Genomic DNA, 16164 nt, shown 5'->3' with positions numbered 1-16164 from the left:
GGAAGCGGGCGGTTCAACCGCGATATGGCGGTGTTGCCATTCAGCTTAGCCGAGATCCGTGTGCAGCAGCGACGGGCGCGTGTCCGGGGGCTAGCGCCTTATCAATGTGCGCGCCGTGGCGCTCAGTTGTTCGCGGTATTGTTGCGGTGTAGCGTCAAACCAGCGCTGGCAGGCGCGGTTGAAGGAACTCTGATCGGTGTAGCCGATCAGGCCGGCCACCTGTACCAGTGGCATATCGACTTCGGCCAGAAAGTTCTCGGCACACTGGCGCCGCAGCTGATCGGCCAGCTGCTGGAAGCTTACCGACTCTTCTGCCAGCCGCCGCTGCAAGGTGCGGGGATTGAAGCCCAGCTGTAGTGCGACGATTTTCAGGGAACAGCGCCCGGTGGGCAGCAGCGACATAATCAGCAGTCTTACCCGCTCCACCAGCTCCATACTGCGCTCGCCGATGGTGTCGCGCACGAACTGCTCCATTACATTGTTCATGGCGTGTTCGTTCCGCGGCAGCGGTTGGGACAGGCCGTCGTCAGAAAATTCCAGTGCGTTGTGGCCGGCGTCGGGATAAACCGGGGCGCTGAAATACTGCTGGTAGCATGCCTGCGGCAGCGGCGAGGAAAAATCGAGCAGCACGCGATGGGGGCGATAGTGATCACCGCACAGCATCTGTACGGCCTTCTGCGCGACGCCGAGTGCGCACTCGATAAACTGGCGGTATTCGAGCGCGTGAATCCTGAGCTCAAAATCCAGCCGCGCAATACCGGGTTGGTGGTTCGGTTGCACTTTCATGGCGAGACCCGGGGAGTGGAAGTGCATCAGTTCGGATATTTTTAGCAGGGCGGCACGGGCATCTTTTTCCCCGAGTGCGGCCACGGCCAGCGGACCGAGCACCATCAGGTCCTGGCACTCTGCCAGGCGCAGGCCGAAATCCGCGCACTGCAGCTCCCGCGCCGTCTCTTCCAGCAGGCGCAAGTGCGCCTGCAGTGAGATGACACCATCGAGTTCATGCAGAGTGTTGGGATTGATGTGCACGCGCCGCAGCAGGGCATCCGGATCTCCGTTCAGTCGGGTCACCAGGTCGGCATAGCCCTGCAATGTCGCGGCGCGGATCAGGCTGGTCATGCCTGCAAGGATAGAAGAAGATGCGCCGGGCCGAGTAAATGGCGTGAATTTTTTATGGTGCTGACGTGCCAGCCGGCAATAGGGTTATTCACCCGGTCCCCTTTATTATCCGTCGGATTAATGGTCTCCGCTGCGCAGTGTCCGCCGCAGGATTTTACCGACGGTGGATTTGGGCAGCTCCCGATGTCTTACAATTTTCTTCGGCAGTTTGTAGGCGGTGAGGTGCTCGCGGCAAAATTCGGTAATTGCAGAGTCTTCGATCTCCCCATCCACCACCAGGTGGGCGCATACGCTTTCTCCGCTGTGCGCGCTGTGCATTCCCACAACCGCAGCTTCGCGTACCTGCGGGTGGCTGCACAGCACATCCTCCACTTCGTTCGGGTAGACGTTAAAGCCGGAGACGATAATCATATCCTTCAACCGGTCGACAATGCGGATATTGCCATTGTCCTGCACCAGGCCGATATCGCCGGTCTTGAAAAAACCATTGTGCATGGCTTTGGCGGTATCCTCCGGCCGCTGCCAGTATTCGCGCATCACCTGGGGGCCGCGGACCACCAGTTCGCCGGCTTCGCCATGCGCAAGCGGTTGCTGGTTCGGTCCCCATACCTGTACTTCAGTCCCGCCGAGCGGCGCACCGACCGAACCCGGCTCTTCGCTGCCGAATCTGTTCAGTGTCACCACCGGTGAGGTTTCCGAGAGGCCCCAGCCTTCCGTTACCCGGCAACCGGTTACCGAATGCCAGAGTTCTGCGGCGCTGCTGGTCAGCGCCGTACCGCCGGAGAAAGTTATCTTCAGGTGACTGAAGTCCAGTTGCTGGAAGGCCGGATGACGGCTGAGGCCGGCGAACAGTGTATTGATGCCGGCGAAGCCGGTGAACGGAAAAGGCGCAATCGTATCGATAAAGCTGTCCAGATCCCGGGGGTTTGGAATCAGGATGTTCAGGCTGCCCATACTGGCAAATGTCAGCATATTCACGGTAAAGGCGTAGATGTGATAGAGCGGTAGCGGGCAGACGAAGATTTCCTCTGCTGCGTTGCAGCGCCCGGATATCACCTGCTGTACCTGTGCCGCGTTGGCGAGCAGGTTGGCGTGCGTCAGGCAGGCGCCTTTGGCCACGCCGGTAGTGCCGCCGGTGTATTGCAGTACGGCAATATCATGGCGCTGTGCGGAGCTCTGCGCAATCGCCGGCAGGCGGCTGCCTTGCGCCAGGGCATCGGTGAAACTGATGTAGTCAGCGGGTGCGTCGACCATTTCGCCGCGCAGTTCGGCGGCGCCGGTGACGATCACCTTTTCGATCGCGGTGTCAGTGGCGATGCGGGTAAATTTATCGATATAGTCTGCAAGGATCACCAGTGCGCGCGCGCCGGAATCGGAAAACTGGTGCTGCATTTCCCGCGGTGTGTACAGCGGGTTGGTATTGACGATAACGAGCCCGGCGCGCAGCGCTGCGTAAGCGGCGATCGGGTATTGGGCGATGTTGGGCAGCTGGATAGCGATACGATCGCCGGGCTGCAACCCGGCCTCGCCAAGCAGCCACTGGGCCAGATACCGTGATTGTTCCTCGATGGCAGCGAAAGTCAGTGTCTGCCCGAGGCAGTGATAGGCCGGCCGATCCGCAAAAGTATCCAGGCTGCGCTCGATAAAGGCCGCCAGGTTGGGGAAGGCTTCATTGAGTCCATGGTTTGTCATGGCATTCTCCGGGAGCGACACACCGGTCAGTGCCGCCGGTCAATATTATTCAGTAAGGGGCAGGCAGCGGCGGTGCGCACTGTGCACCGCCGCTGCCGTCGTTGTTGCTCCGCAAATGCCACGCGGGCGCGCCGAGCAGCGTGCCGGCCGTAACGGCTTACGCGTTGCCGGCCTTTCTCCTTTCCAGCGCGAGCCCCTGCGCGACTTTGCCGTCCACGATCCAGTGAAAAAGGGTGGTGGCCTTTCTGGCGAGGGCGCGCGTAAGCCGGGCACGGAATCCCGGGGTAATCATGTACTGGCGCTGGCGCAGGCCCTTGAGGATCCCCTGTACCGCTTTGTCTACCGGCATTACGCCGGCAAATTCGTTCACCAGTTCGGTCACCGGGCTGCCCACTTTGCGCTCTTCGGCGAGCATCGGCGTCTGAATTTCGCCGGGGCAAATGACCGAGACATGGATGCCCTGCGGCTTGAGTTCGGTACGCAAGACCTCCGCCAGGCCCACTACGCCAAACTTGGAGGCCGAATAGGCGGCGTGCGTATAGCTGCCGCAGATGCCCGCCAGTGAGGCTGTCAGGGCGAGGTGGCCGCCGGGCTGCATATGCCGGAGTGCGCCGGCGGCAAAATTCCTGCTGCCAATCAGGTTGACGCGCACGGTGAGCTCGAACGTCTCATAGCGCAGTGCGCTGAAAACCGCCGTACGCAGGATGCCAGCGCAATTGACGGCAAAATCCGGCGCGCCAAGTTCCGCTGCGGCGCGGTTCATGGCTTCGTCGACTGCTTCGGGATCGGTGATGTCGACGGTATAGGATTTCACGCGCTGGCCGTTGCGGCAGAGTTGGCGTAGCTCGACCAACAGTGCGTCGCTGACAGCGAGGTCGAATATCGCCACGCTGGCGCCATCCTGCAGTAGTGCGCGGCTCAGGTTCAGGCCGATACCGCTGCCGCCGCCGGAGACAAACGCCACTTGCGGGCAGCCGTATTTCCAGTTGTTCATGTTCAATTCACCCTGTACATCCACAGATCTGGCCGGCCGCTGCGGGCATAGCCTCTGCTGGGGAAGAGATTGTTGCAAAGAGGGGCCGGTACGCTGCCCCCTCGGTTGAGAGGGCATACGCGTTTATTCGTCGGAATAGCCCGCGCCGGATGTCGGCTTGATGTAGCGCGGCACCACACCCTGGGCTTTTGCCACTTCCTGAATCATCATCTCGATCCAGCCGGCGTCCATGACGTTCATAAAGTTGCCGTCGGCGTCGAAATTGATATTCGCACCGATCACGACCATAAAGGTATCGGTTGGCTCGGTGTTTTCCACCGGCACGTGGAACTGGTGAATGGAACCGCCGGGTTCATACAGATAGCTGCCCGGAGTCTGCACCTGGTCCGGGTACTCCACGTAGTGCCAGCTGCCCGACATGGTGTAGAGGTGCACGGGCCCGGTATGGAAATGTTTCGGCAGTGTGGTGCCCGGTTCAAACAGGACGCGCAGCACCCAGACGCCATTTTCCGGATCGAGAAAGCACGGGTAGATATGCACGCCGGGCAGGGCATCCTTGATCAGCGGAAGCTTGCTGGTGTCGAGTGTCAGGAGCGCGTCCTGGGGATGGATCGGAACGGGAAGGACCATTTTTCTCACCTGCTGTTGTTGGTTGTTGGATTGAACGGCGGACGGGCTCTATTGCGCCTGACAATAAGCCCGACGTATTTCCTGCATCGCCTCATCCAGTGAAACGGAAGGGCGATAGCCGAGGATCGTTTTTGCCTTGTGGTTATCAAACGTGCTGGTTACACCGGTCAGTCGATAGGCGAGACGGGTAACCGGGGGGGCTTTTTTCATCTTGAGCAGATGACCAAAAAACTCGAATACCGGCGCGAGCAGGCGCGCTGCGCTGTTGGGAATGCTTTTGGGGGCGGGCAGGGCCAGCGTGCGGGCGAGGGTATCGAGGTACTCTTTCCAGGTGACGCCATGGCCATCGGAAATCACAAAGATTTCGCCGTTGGCGACATTGTCGCGTATCGCCGCCAGCTGCAGCGCGTCGACCAGGTTGCGCACGTGCACCAGTCCCGCATCCCAGTTGCCGCGCCCGAGGAGGGACGGCTTGCGGCCAGCAAGAAAATCGCGGAAGCGGTTCACCCAGACACTGCCGACACCGTAGACGTTGGCCGGCCGGATGATCACTGCTCTCAGGTGGTGTTCACGCACGGCGCGCAGGGTCACGTCTTCCTGCTGTTGCTTGGCGAATTCGTAACTGGAAGCGGGCACGCCGCGCGGCGTATCTTCCGTCAGCACACCGGAGCCCAGGGCGCTGCCGAAGGCGGCGACGCTGGTGGTGACGACGAAGCGCGCATCCCATCTGAGCGCCAGCTGGATGGCCTGCTCGGTACCGCGCACGGTGGTGTCGACATGTGCCTGGCGGGAGCCCCAGTCACTTACCACGGCGGCGAGATGGAAGATGGTGTCTATCTCACCGATTGCATCGGCGCGTTCGTCGAGGCGGCGAACGTCGCCGGTGACGACACGGACCTGTCCGCTCCAGCGGGCGGGCACCGGCTCGCCGGGCAGCATCAGCGCGGTGACCTGGCAGCCTCGCTCGAGCAGCTGCTCAACCAGGTGACGGCCAATAAAGCCGCCGGCGCCGGTTACAAACACTCTCTTCATCGCGTTACTCCGGTACATTTTTTATTGTTCTGGTGGTGGCGTGGATTGCCGTTGATTGCAGTCTATGGATAGCGCGAAATCTCAACTTGATCTTTTGCGAACATAAGTTGATTATTTGCGAATAGCGGGGTGGCCGGTTTCCGTCGCCTCTGAGTCATGCGCGGGGAGACCATGTTCCTGATTCGAAGTGGGGCAATTGAGGGGTTTGAACTGCTGGTCAGCCAGTTGGGGCAGAACCCGGCCGAACTGTTGCGGCAGTGTGGATTCAGCAGTGCGCAGCTGCGCGACCCCAATACCTATGTGTCCTACACCCGCCTTGCCGACCTGCTGGATAGGGCGGCGACTGCCTGCGCGGAGCCGATGTTCGGCCTGCGGCTGGCGTCCGGGCAAAGCGTTCTGGCTCTGGGGGAGATTGCCCTGTCAATTCGCCAGCAGGAGACGCTCGGCGCGGCACTGCGCTATGCGAACCAGCACATCAGTCTGCACGCCTATGGTGTGCACGTCGATCAGGTACCACACGGCGACCTGATCGAGTTGCAGCTGGGGTTCGATTTCACCAATGCCAGCGGCCTCTCCCAGCTGGTGCAGTTGAGTGCCGGGCAGGCGTTCAATTCGGTCGCGCGGATGATCGATACGGAAAGTGCGCAGCTGAAAATTCACCTGCCGCAAGCGGAGCCGGCAGGCGCGCACTGGCATTCGCAGCGCTTTGCCGGACACCTGGTTTTCGCCAGCCATTTCGCCGGCGTCAGCTTTCCGCTCAGCTGGACGGAGAGAAAGCCCCGCTACGACGAGGAGTTGTTGCGGGAACATTTCCAGCAACGGATCAGATTGCTGGAGTCGCTCTATCCGGGAAACCTGCAGGCGCAGGTGCGCCATCTCATTGCCAACCTGTTGCCGAGTGGTGAGTGCAGCGTGGAGCGTGTCGCCGCAGGGCTGAATGTACAGGCAAGGGTTTTGCAGAAACGCCTGCAGGCGCAGGGCACCACGTTTCGCGACTTGTTGCAGCATACCCGAATGGAAATTGCCCAGCGCCAACTGCAGCACGGCCGGCTGTCGATTACCGATCTGGCGCTCAATCTCGGCTACGCGGATGTGGCCATCTTCAGCCGCAATTTCAAGCGCTGGACGGGATGCTCGCCACGGGACTGGCGGCGTGAGCACCGCGGGGGCCCGGCCGACTGAGCGGCACCGGGCACGCGTGTGTTGCCTATTGTGCGGCCTGCGGATTACCCAGTTCACGGTTGATGGATGCGCGGGCCTGGAGCATTTCCCTGTCGTGGGGGAAACGTACCAGCCCCTGCTCGAGCACCTGCAGCGCCTCCGTGGATCTGCCGGCGGAATGCAACGCAATCGCATAGACATAGATATAGCGGCCGGTGCTGTGCGGATTTTCCGCGGCCTCACGCAGGTAGTCGAGGGCTTCGGTGTTGCGATGCTGCCGCACCAGCGACAGGCCAAGGCTGTGCTGCAGCGGCGCTTTGTTGCGGACTTTGGGCAGGGCACTGCGCAGCAGTGATTCGGCGTCCTGCTCGTGGCCGTTCGCACGGTACAGGTCGGCGAAATTGACATACGCGGGGATGTAGTCGGGCGCCAACGAGATGGCCTGCTGATAGAGGTCTGCGGCCCGCGCCACATCGCCCTGTGCGGCGCGGATTCCGGCCAGGTTCGCCAGTGATTCCGGGCGGTCGGCGGTGAAGGTTTCCGAGGCGATGGCGCCGCGCAGTGCCGTGGCGAATTTCTGCTGCACAGCCTGCGGGAAGCGGTCCATCCGTGTGCCGGCCAGCGCGCTGGCCGCGAGCGTGGAGATCACCCGCTCATTTTCGTAAAGCAGGGGGATCGCCAGGGCCGAGCGCACCTGTGACGGCAACGCTTGCAGCGACTGGGCCAGGCCCAGCTGCAGCAGGGCGTTATCGCCCTGGGCAATGGCCTGCAGCAATTGCGCCGAGGTCCCGGAGAGATAGCGCGGCAGCAGTTTTACCGCGGTAGCGCGGGCGATTTCCGGCTGGGATTCATCGGCGATCAGCTGCACCAGCGCGGCCTCTGCACCCGGCAGGCCGTGGCGGCCCGCGTAGATGGCCTCGCCGTAATGCCTGCGGGTGGGTGGGCCGAATTTTTTCCGCAGAACCTGCGCCGCCCAGGTATTGGATTTATCCGCGTGGCAGCTGGTGCAGGCGTTGGGCGTGTGCAGCTTGTCGGACAGGTCCGGCCGCGGGATGCGGAAGCTGTGGTCGCGGCGCGCATCCACCTGCATATAGGTCTTGGTTGGCATATGGCAGCTGACGCACTGGGCGCCACTGCTGTTGGCCGGGTGAAAATGGTGCTTGGGCGTGTCGAATTTCGACGGCAGGTGACACTGGCCGCACAGGGCGTTGCCCGGTGCGCGCACCTTGAGGCTGTGCGGGTTGTGGCAGTTACTGCAGGTCACGCCGGCTGCGTACATTTTGCTTTGCAGGAAGGAACCGTAAACATAGACCTCGCCATCGATCTGTCCGTCGGCGTGGTAGAGGCCCGGATCCAGCAGCGCCAGGTTGTAGTGGTCCAGTAGCGGGTCGCCGGGCCTGGCGCCGGGGAAGCGGGTGGCGCGGCGGGCGTGGCAGGGGGCGCAGGTGTCGAGCTCCATCTGCGTCTGCGCCGGCCGCTGTAATTCGGCGATGCCGGTATCCGGGTTCATTTTCCAGACCGCCTGCCGGCGGGCAGCAAAGGACTGCGCAAAGCCCTTGTCCGCGCCGCTACCGTGGGGTTTCTGTGCCCACTGGACATGCCGCGCGCCGGGGCCGTGGCAGGCTTCGCAGGCGACATTGATTTCAGACCATTGGCTATCGTAGCTGCGGCTGACGGGATCGTAGTTTTTCTGCAGGTTGGTGGAATGGCAGTCGGCACACATGAAGTTCCAGTTGTAATTGCGCCCGGTCCAGTGCAGCTCATCGCCGTGTTCGATGTGCTCGTCCGGATTCAGGTGGAACCAGCGCTGGCCGCCGTCTGACTTGCTGCGGCTGTCCCAGGCAATGCTCAGCGCCTGCAGGCGGCCGCCCGGAAACGCCACCAGGTACTGCTGCAGCGGATAGATGCCGAAGGTGTAGGCGATCGGGTAGTCGTGCAACGCGCCGTCCGCACCGTCGGTACGGACGAAGAATTTTCCCCCCTTTTTATAGAAGCGAGAACGGGTGCCGAAGTAGTTGAACTCGGCGTTGTCGAAGTCACCGTCAACGGTGGCCGTCGTCGCCTGTGTCATCGCCATGTCGTGGTCGGATTGGTGCCAGGACTGGAATTCCCGCTGGTGGCAGCTCCCGCAAACTCGAGCGCCGACATACTCGGCATGCCCGGGCGCGCTTTTGGCCGTAGCCGCGGTCACTGCCGGCGCGGGGGCAGCAGCAGGGGCGGGGGAAGGCGCATTCGTTGCCGGCGCGGCGCCGGCGTTTGCCTGCGCCTGATCGGGCGGATTGTTCTTGTCGCAACCGGCGAGCAGTAGCGCGAGCAGCAGAAACCTCAGAAATATCGGCATAGGGCGTTCGTATTTTGCGATGGCGTTGCAGGGTGGCTGTATCAATGCTGCACGCCTGTTATTGACTCCGTGGCCACGTTCGTCGCGTGACCCCTCTAGGTTAGTTCAGGCCTCTCTAATCTGGCGCCTGTTCGTGCGTCCCCGGCCAGGTTTAGGCGCAATATCCGACACACCGCCCGCTTCAACTCCCGTGAATAAAGGCACTGGCCGGCAATGCTGCTCGGTGACACTGCTGCCCTGCGGGGGCGTGGGTTGAATCCGATGACTGCCGGGTTCCCGGCGCTAATTGGAACGCCGTGTCTGTCCTGTCGGCTAAAGTGAAATTAAGTGCCACACCACCGTTTCCACGGGGGATGGCTTTCGATGCCGGATGGGAACCAGCCATGAAGTCCAAACACTTTTCCCGCGCCCTGGTCGCGCTGGGGTTTGTTCTCTGTAGTTTCGCCGGGGTAGTGGCTGCGCAGCCGACCGACCCGCTGCCATCCTGGAACGATGGCAAGGTGAAGCAGGCGATCATTACTTTCGTCAACAAGACCACAAAAAGCGGATCGCCCGACTTTGTCCCCCGGGAACAGCGCATCGCCACCTTCGATAATGACGGCACGCTGTGGGCGGAGAAGCCGGTCTATTTCCAGCTGCTTTACGCGATTGATAAAGTCAGGCAACAGGCGCCCCGGCACCCGGAGTGGAAAGCCAAGGAGCCCTTCGCCTCGATTCTGAAGGGCGATTCCCGCAAGGCACTCGCCGGCGGCAAGCCCGCCCTGATGCAACTGCTCGCGGCGACCCACACCGGTATGAGCGGCGACGAGTTCCGGCAGAGCGTCAAGCAATGGCTGGCTACAGCGCGGCACCCCGAAACCCACAAGCACTATACCGAGATGGTCTACCAGCCCATGCTGGAGCTTCTCAACTATCTGCGCAGCAATGGTTACAAGACCTTCATCGTCTCCGGTGGCGGTATCGATTTTCTACGTGCCTTTGCCGAAAAAACTTACGGTATCCCCCCCGAACAGGTGGTTGGCAGCAGCCTGAAAGCCAAATTTGAACTGCGTGACGGCAAGCCGGTGATCATCAAGTTACCCGAGGTCAACCTGATCGACGACAAGGCCGGCAAGCCGGTTGGCATCTACCAGCATATTGGTCGCCGCCCCGTCTTTGCGGCGGGCAATTCCGATGGCGACTTCGAGATGCTGCTGTGGACGACCTCTGGCCCGGGGCCGCGCTTCGGTTTGCTTCTCCACCACACAGATGCCGGGCGCGAATGGGCCTACGACAAGGATTCCCCGGTCGGTCGCCTGGATCAGGCCCTGTCTGCCGCGCCCAGGCATGGCTGGACAGTGATCGATATGAAAAAGGATTGGAAGACGATCTTCCCGTGGGGCAACCGCAGCAGCGCGCCCACTCAGTAACCGGCTAGTTTCGTGCGCTCCGGCAGCCTGCCTGTCCCTCCCGGAGCGCTGATTTTTCGGCAGGCTGAGACTCTGGAGGACATAATGTACCTACCTTCATTGCGCGGACTGATCCTGGTCCCGCTATTACTGTTTGCTTTTTACCACGGGGCTGCCCAGGCCCAGGACAAGCCCAATATTCTGGTGATCTGGGGCGATGACATCGGTATCACCAATATCAGCTTCAACAGCCGCGGCTTGATGGGGTACAAGACACCCAATATCGACCGTATCGCCAAAGAGGGGCTTTCGTTTACCGATTATTACGGGCAGCAGTCGTGCACCGCGGGTCGCGCCGCATTTCTCGGTGGCAACGTGCCGGTGAGGACGGGCATGACCAAAGTCGGGTTGCCGGGCGCGAAAGAAGGCTGGCAGGATTCCGATGTCACCATCGCCACTGTGATGAAGAGCCTCGGTTACACCACCGGGCAGTTCGGCAAGAACCACCAGGGCGACCGCGACGAGCACCTACCCACCAACCACGGCTTCGATGAATTCTTCGGCAACCTCTATCACCTGAACGCGGAGGAGGAACCGGAAAACCGCGACTACCCGAAAGACCCGGAATTCCGCAAGAAATACGGCCCGCGCGGCGTGATTCACTCCTATGCGGGTGGGAAAATAGAGGATACCGGCCCGCTGACCAAGAAGCGTATGGAAACCATCGATGACGAAACCGTGGCCGCGGCGATCAAGTTTATCGAGCGTGCGCACAAGGCCAACAAGCCCTTCTTTGTCTGGTGGAACGCCACCCGGATGCATTTCCGCACCCATGTGCGCGCATCGCACAAGAACCTGGCTGGGCCGAACAGCAATGAGTACCAGGATGGTATGGTCGAGCACGACATGAACGTCGGGCAGCTGCTGGATACGCTCGACAAGCTGGGCATCGCGGACAACACGCTCGTGTTTTATTCCACTGACAATGGCCCGCATTTCAATACCTGGCCCGATGCGGGAACCACGCCATTCCGCAGTGAGAAAAACTCCAACTGGGAGGGCGCCTATCGGGTACCGGCGTTTGTGCGCTGGCCCGGAAAGTTCCCCGCGGGCAAAACCCTCAATGGCATTGTCTCCCATGAAGACTGGCTGCCGACGCTGGCGGCAATTGGCGGTAATCCCAATATCAAGCAACAGCTGCTCAAGGGGGTAAACCTGGAAGGGCGCAAGTATCGCAACTATATCGACGGCTACAACATGCTGGACTATTTCACCGGGAAAACCGACAAGTCGCCGCGGCATGAGTTCATCTACGTCAACGATGATGGCCAGATTGTGGCGATGCGCTACGACGCCTGGAAGGCGGTGTTCCTTGAAAACCGCGGCAAGGCCTTCGGCGTCTGGATGGAGCCCTTTACGCAACTCCGGGTACCGCTGATTTTCAATTTGCGCAGAGATCCGTTCGAGCGTGCCCAGCACAATGCCAATACCTACTATGACTGGTTGCTCGACCACGCCTTTGTACTGGTGCCGATGCAGCAGTATGCGGCTAAGTTCCTGAAGACGATGAAAGAGTACCCGCCCAGCCAGACCCCGGGATCTTTCAACCTGGAAAAGATCCAGAAGCAACTGGAATCCGGTATCACCGGTAAGTGACTTGTTTCGATTGGCCGGAAAATAACAAGGGCCCGCGCACCAGCGCGGGCCCTTTTTTATTGGAGTTGACCTTTTTGAAGGGACGTTCCTGCAAACGTATTTTCCTAGTTGCCCGTCGGCATCGGGATATGCACCCCTTCCTTATCCAGCTGCTCGCGCACCCAGTTGAAGCGTTGATATTGGGTGATCGTCAGCGGGCCGGTATAGGTCTCGCTCTGCAGTTTGCGCGGCGGGTATTTTACATAGGTCTTCATCAGGTCCTGGATCGCCGCACTGATGGTGACCATGGTCCAGGTGCGCTCGGTAAAGTTGTTCATGAACAGGTCGTAGCGCTCCTGCGGGTCCTGCCACAGATCGAAGACCTGCGGTACGGTGGCGACATATTTTTTGGCGCCTTTCCACCCCAGGTTGGTGTCGACCGCGAGACCACCGGTCCGTGCACCATCGTCGCCACGCAGGTTGAAGACGGCTTTGTAGTTGCCGACACGGGCGGCACCGGGGGTCAGTTCATCCTCGGTGAAATAGAACCACGACGTGCGTTTACTCTTGCCCCTGCCGTTTAAAATCGGCGACATATCATAGCTGTCGAAATAGATCGGTTTGCCTTCGCGGTCGTTTTTCGGCAGGTCTATCCCCGCGACCGCGGCAAAGGTCGCCATCAGGTCGAGCCCGCCGACAATATCGTGATTGCGTTGCCCGCCGTTGATTTTACCCGGCCATACGGCGATCGCCGGAACCAGGTTGCCGCCTTCGCGCACGGTGCCCTTGGTACCGCGGAAGGGGGTGTAGCCGGCATCGGGGAACACGTCCTGCCAGGCGCCGTTATCGACGGTGTAAAATACCAGCGTATTTTTGTCCAGGCCGAGTTCGCGGAGCTTGTCCATGATATGCCCGATACGTGTATCCAACTCGACCACGGCATCGGCATATTTACTCTTGGACATCGACTTGTGCTTGAACTCCGGCGCGGGCATGTTCGGCTGGTGGTTCTTCATGAAATTGATGTTGATGAAGAACGGCTGATCGGGATTCTTGGCCGCGTCCTCGAGGAATGCCACACCGTCTTTCTCGATGTACTCATCGAGGAAGGGTAGGCCGACGACGCCTTTTTTCGGCGTGTTGTCATACTGGCCGTTGACTTTCCAGTCCTCGTGCGCTTTTTCCCCGGCGTTGCCGGACATCGAGCCCTTGGTGACCTTGTTGAACATGGCGCGCAGCTTCGGGTCCATATCCGGGAACCAGGTGGGATCGCCATAGGTATAGGCATTGGCGTGATAGAGGAAGGCGTGTCTCATCACGTCATAACCCTGGGCGTTGGGCAGGGCGTAGTCGGATTCGCCCAGGTGCCATTTGCCGCTGAAATAGGTCTTGTAGCCGGCTTTCTTGAGGACGGAAGCGAGTGTCCATTCCGCGTGCGGCAGGCCGCCGCCCTGGCCCTGGAAGGCCACGGTCGTCATGCCGCTGCGGTTGGGGATGCGACCGGTCTGGATGGCCGCCCGGCCCGGAGTACAGCTGGGCTGTGCGTAGAAGGAGAAGAAGGTCATGCCGTTGTCGGCCATCTTGTCGATGTTGGGTGTCGGCATACCGCGCCCGACACCGCCGCCGTAGGGACCCAGATCCCCCCAGCCGGTATCGTCGGAAACGATCAGCAGGATATTGGGCTTGGTGCCGGCTGTCTTGGCCGGCGCTGCGTTGTCGGTATCATAACTCTGCATGCGGCTGGCGGAGCCTGCATCGGTTTGTGCGTGCGCCGCAGCAATGAGTCCGCTGCTGATGGGGCGCTCTGGTTGCCCAGCCGAGGTTTCATTTTTGGCGCCACAGGCGCAGAGGAATATGGTCAACAGAATACATGGGAATAGGTGGCGCATGGGTAACTCCAGTTGATGATCACAGGCATGGTTGCGGATTAACAACGTGCGGGGCGGGCAGAACAGGTAACCCGTTTCCCAATATCCAGCGTGTCCATGCGGAATTTTCTTACGACAAGAATTTTATTTGTGCAAACCTGCCTCATTCACGCCGAGGCGCGAATGAGGCGAGCTTAGTTGATTCCCAAACCCTGTTGCTGTTTCAGGCGACATCACGGCGCATACCAGATCGGGCTGGAAAAGGCACGTTCCTGGTGCACCAGGGGTACCTTCTTATCCATGTCGCCCAGGCCAAAGCGCACCTTGTCGTATAGGGTCCAGCGCGGCGTGGGTATTTCCAGTACACGCACGTAGTAGACGGCTTTTTCCGCGGGGTTGAAGTCCGGATCCTTGAAGGTGCCGATTAACTGCTTGGCGCCAATGGAGTTCTGGTAGGTGGCTTGGTCGAGATCGACGGTGTCACCGACCGGTGGCAGTTTGCCGTCGGCGCCCGGCTTGCGGTCGTCGGACCACTTGACGTTGTAGATTTTTTCGTGGGTCTTGCCGTCGCTATCCAGCCAGCCCTTGATAATCTGTACCCGGTCGAGGTTGGCGCCCTCCGGGTCTTTCATCGCGGCGACGAGGAAAGTGGCGGCTTGGCCCTTTTTTGCGCCACTGATCTTGCCGCCCATGGGCACACCCTTGTGATAGCCGACGTCGGCGATGTCGCCTTCGCTGTCCGCATCGGTAAAGTCGAAACCGCCGAAGAACCGCAGGGTGATCCGCGGGCCGGTGGTAGCAAAGGTTTCCTTACGCATCATCGCGTCCCAGATGGATTCGCGCGTATTCTCCTTCGCCCACACGCCCATGACACCGGACGCGGCCATTTCCCAGCCCATATAGGAGCCTGCCGGTCCCGTCAGTAGCGGGAAATTCCAGCGATTCTTGTTGCTCGGTTCCAGCGTCTTGAATTTGCCGAAGAAGTTATCTTCCTCCGTGGTGGACAGGCCGGTGTGGGTATCGGTGGCGCCATTGGCGCCGTACTGGAAGGGGTTGGTGCCCAGCTCCTCTTCCAGGCGCAAGCCACTCTTCAGCGCCTCGCGCCAGTATTCATGTTTGATTGCCCCCTTGGGTTTGGGGGCCAAAATCAGGTTGCCGCGATCCCACAGGTCCCAATTGGCGAACTCGTCTTCGGGCGACAGGGTGGGGTGTGATTCACTCTGGCCTTTGATCTGGGTGACCTCGAACAGCGGCTCGTATTTTGCGCGCATCTGCGCCCACTTCTTGGTCATCGGTGAGCCGTCGAAGCGTTGTTCCTCGAACATGCGCCCGTTGGACAGGTTGCCGTTGTGTGGGATGGCGAGCACGCGGCCGCCGGTTTTCTGCTCGTAGGCCTCCATCCACGCCCAGAGTTTTTCCGGATCCTGGGTTTCGAAGGTGGTCAGGGGCAGCAGGCTGCGGGTGTGGTCGGCGCCGTCGCGGAAGATCACGTTGCGGTGCAGATTGTCGCCGCCGTTGGCGTTGACGGTCCACTCAAAGGCGATAAAGGTGCTGAATTCGCCGGGCTTGTTATATTTCTCCGCGGCGTCGACAGTCTTCTCCCAGGCCGACTTCATCCACTTCGGATCCATCACCACCTTGGGTAACTTGCCTTCCGACTGCAGCACGATCAGTTCGCTTTTTGCGTCTGCCGCAGCCTTTTCGTCGCCGGAGGCGAGTGCGTCGTGCCATCGTTTTACGGTGGCGTTGGCCATCATTTCCGGATTGGCGGCAATAATTTCGTTGATGACGCCCATGCCATCGGAGTGATCGGTGATCATGAACCAGTCGTAGGGGCGATGCAGCTGGGCTTTGATGCCGCTATTGGATTTCACCACTTCGCCGAGTGCAAAGCGATACGCATCTTCCGGTGTGAGGATAGCACCGTCCATGCCCGCATCGGCGGACCAACCGGTATGCACGTGCGTATCGCCGAAGTAGACATTGGTCGGGTAGTCGGCGGACGAGGCGGCCGGGTGGGTGGCGGGGGGGCGTTTGCTCGAACCGCTGGCGGCGTAAGGGTTGGACTCGGTATCAAGCGCGCCCGACTTCGGAGCGGCGGTGCCCATTTCCTCGCCGATGATTTGTTCACCCGTGGAGCCCGATTCCTCAGAGGCTTTTGCCGCTGGTTTTTCGGCAGCGTTTTCCTTGTCAGCGCGTTCACCGCCGCAGGCGGCCAGCGCGGTCACCAGGGAGATCAGAACGAGCAGCGAGCTGGGCTTTTGCCAGAACATGGTTGAGTCACTCCTTGCCAAAATTCGTGAA

General features: G+C 60.6%; 11 protein-coding genes. 3 read left to right on the top strand and 8 right to left on the bottom strand.

The window, feature by feature from the left end:
- Positions 1 to 90 precede the first annotated feature (90 nt).
- The 5 genes from ABDK11_RS11130 to ABDK11_RS11110 form a co-directional block, all read right to left on the bottom strand.
- Positions 91 to 1119, bottom strand: coding sequence for an AraC family transcriptional regulator (locus ABDK11_RS11130; RefSeq protein ID WP_346836579.1), 1029 nt, complete (start codon positions 1117 to 1119; stop codon positions 91 to 93).
- A gap of 117 nt (positions 1120 to 1236) precedes the next feature.
- Positions 1237 to 2811 carry an AMP-binding protein gene (locus tag ABDK11_RS11125; RefSeq protein ID WP_346836578.1) on the bottom strand — a complete coding sequence of 525 codons (1575 nt, stop codon included), beginning with the start codon at positions 2809 to 2811 and terminating at the stop codon, positions 1237 to 1239.
- A gap of 157 nt (positions 2812 to 2968) precedes the next feature.
- Positions 2969 to 3805, bottom strand: a complete 837-nt coding sequence (locus tag ABDK11_RS11120) for an SDR family NAD(P)-dependent oxidoreductase (protein ID WP_346836577.1) — start codon at positions 3803 to 3805, stop codon at positions 2969 to 2971.
- Positions 3806 to 3928: 123 nt separating this feature from the next.
- The gene (locus ABDK11_RS11115; RefSeq protein ID WP_346836576.1) at positions 3929 to 4435 is read right to left on the bottom strand and encodes a 2,4'-dihydroxyacetophenone dioxygenase family protein; all 507 of its coding nucleotides are present in this window, start codon (positions 4433 to 4435) and stop codon (positions 3929 to 3931) included.
- Positions 4436 to 4483: 48 nt separating this feature from the next.
- Positions 4484 to 5467 (bottom strand): NAD-dependent epimerase/dehydratase family protein, encoded by a 984-nt coding sequence (locus tag ABDK11_RS11110; RefSeq protein WP_346836575.1) that lies wholly within the window; start codon positions 5465 to 5467, stop codon positions 4484 to 4486.
- A gap of 171 nt (positions 5468 to 5638) precedes the next feature.
- Here ABDK11_RS11110 and ABDK11_RS11105 point away from each other — a divergent pair, with 171 nt between their 5' ends.
- Positions 5639 to 6649, top strand: a complete 1011-nt coding sequence (locus ABDK11_RS11105; protein ID WP_346836574.1) for an AraC family transcriptional regulator ligand-binding domain-containing protein — start codon at positions 5639 to 5641, stop codon at positions 6647 to 6649.
- A 25-nt stretch (positions 6650 to 6674) separates the two neighbouring features.
- Here ABDK11_RS11105 and ABDK11_RS11100 read toward each other — a convergent pair whose 3' ends face one another.
- On the bottom strand, positions 6675 to 8969 hold the full coding sequence (locus ABDK11_RS11100) for a tetratricopeptide repeat protein (protein ID WP_346836573.1): 2295 nt from the start codon (positions 8967 to 8969) through the stop codon (positions 6675 to 6677).
- A 383-nt stretch (positions 8970 to 9352) separates the two neighbouring features.
- Here ABDK11_RS11100 and ABDK11_RS11095 point away from each other — a divergent pair, with 383 nt between their 5' ends.
- Together ABDK11_RS11095 and ABDK11_RS11090 are read left to right on the top strand one after the other, a co-directional pair.
- Positions 9353 to 10378, top strand: a complete 1026-nt coding sequence (locus tag ABDK11_RS11095) for an HAD family hydrolase (protein ID WP_346836572.1) — start codon at positions 9353 to 9355, stop codon at positions 10376 to 10378.
- A gap of 84 nt (positions 10379 to 10462) precedes the next feature.
- Positions 10463 to 12013 (top strand): arylsulfatase, encoded by a 1551-nt coding sequence (locus ABDK11_RS11090; protein WP_346836571.1) that lies wholly within the window; start codon positions 10463 to 10465, stop codon positions 12011 to 12013.
- A 104-nt stretch (positions 12014 to 12117) separates the two neighbouring features.
- Here the strand turns inward: ABDK11_RS11090 and ABDK11_RS11085 are convergent, their stop codons facing one another.
- Together ABDK11_RS11085 and ABDK11_RS11080 are read right to left on the bottom strand one after the other, a co-directional pair.
- Positions 12118 to 13728, bottom strand: coding sequence for an arylsulfatase (locus ABDK11_RS11085; protein WP_346836570.1), 1611 nt, complete (start codon positions 13726 to 13728; stop codon positions 12118 to 12120).
- A 365-nt stretch (positions 13729 to 14093) separates the two neighbouring features.
- Positions 14094 to 16133, bottom strand: coding sequence for a DUF3604 domain-containing protein (locus ABDK11_RS11080; RefSeq protein ID WP_346836569.1), 2040 nt, complete (start codon positions 16131 to 16133; stop codon positions 14094 to 14096).
- Positions 16134 to 16164: the final 31 nt, after the last annotated feature.

The sequence above is a fragment of the Microbulbifer sp. SAOS-129_SWC genome, from assembly GCF_039696035.1.
GTDB lineage: Bacteria > Pseudomonadota > Gammaproteobacteria > Pseudomonadales > Cellvibrionaceae > Microbulbifer.
This window is presented reverse-complemented; position numbering and strand designations above follow the sequence as displayed.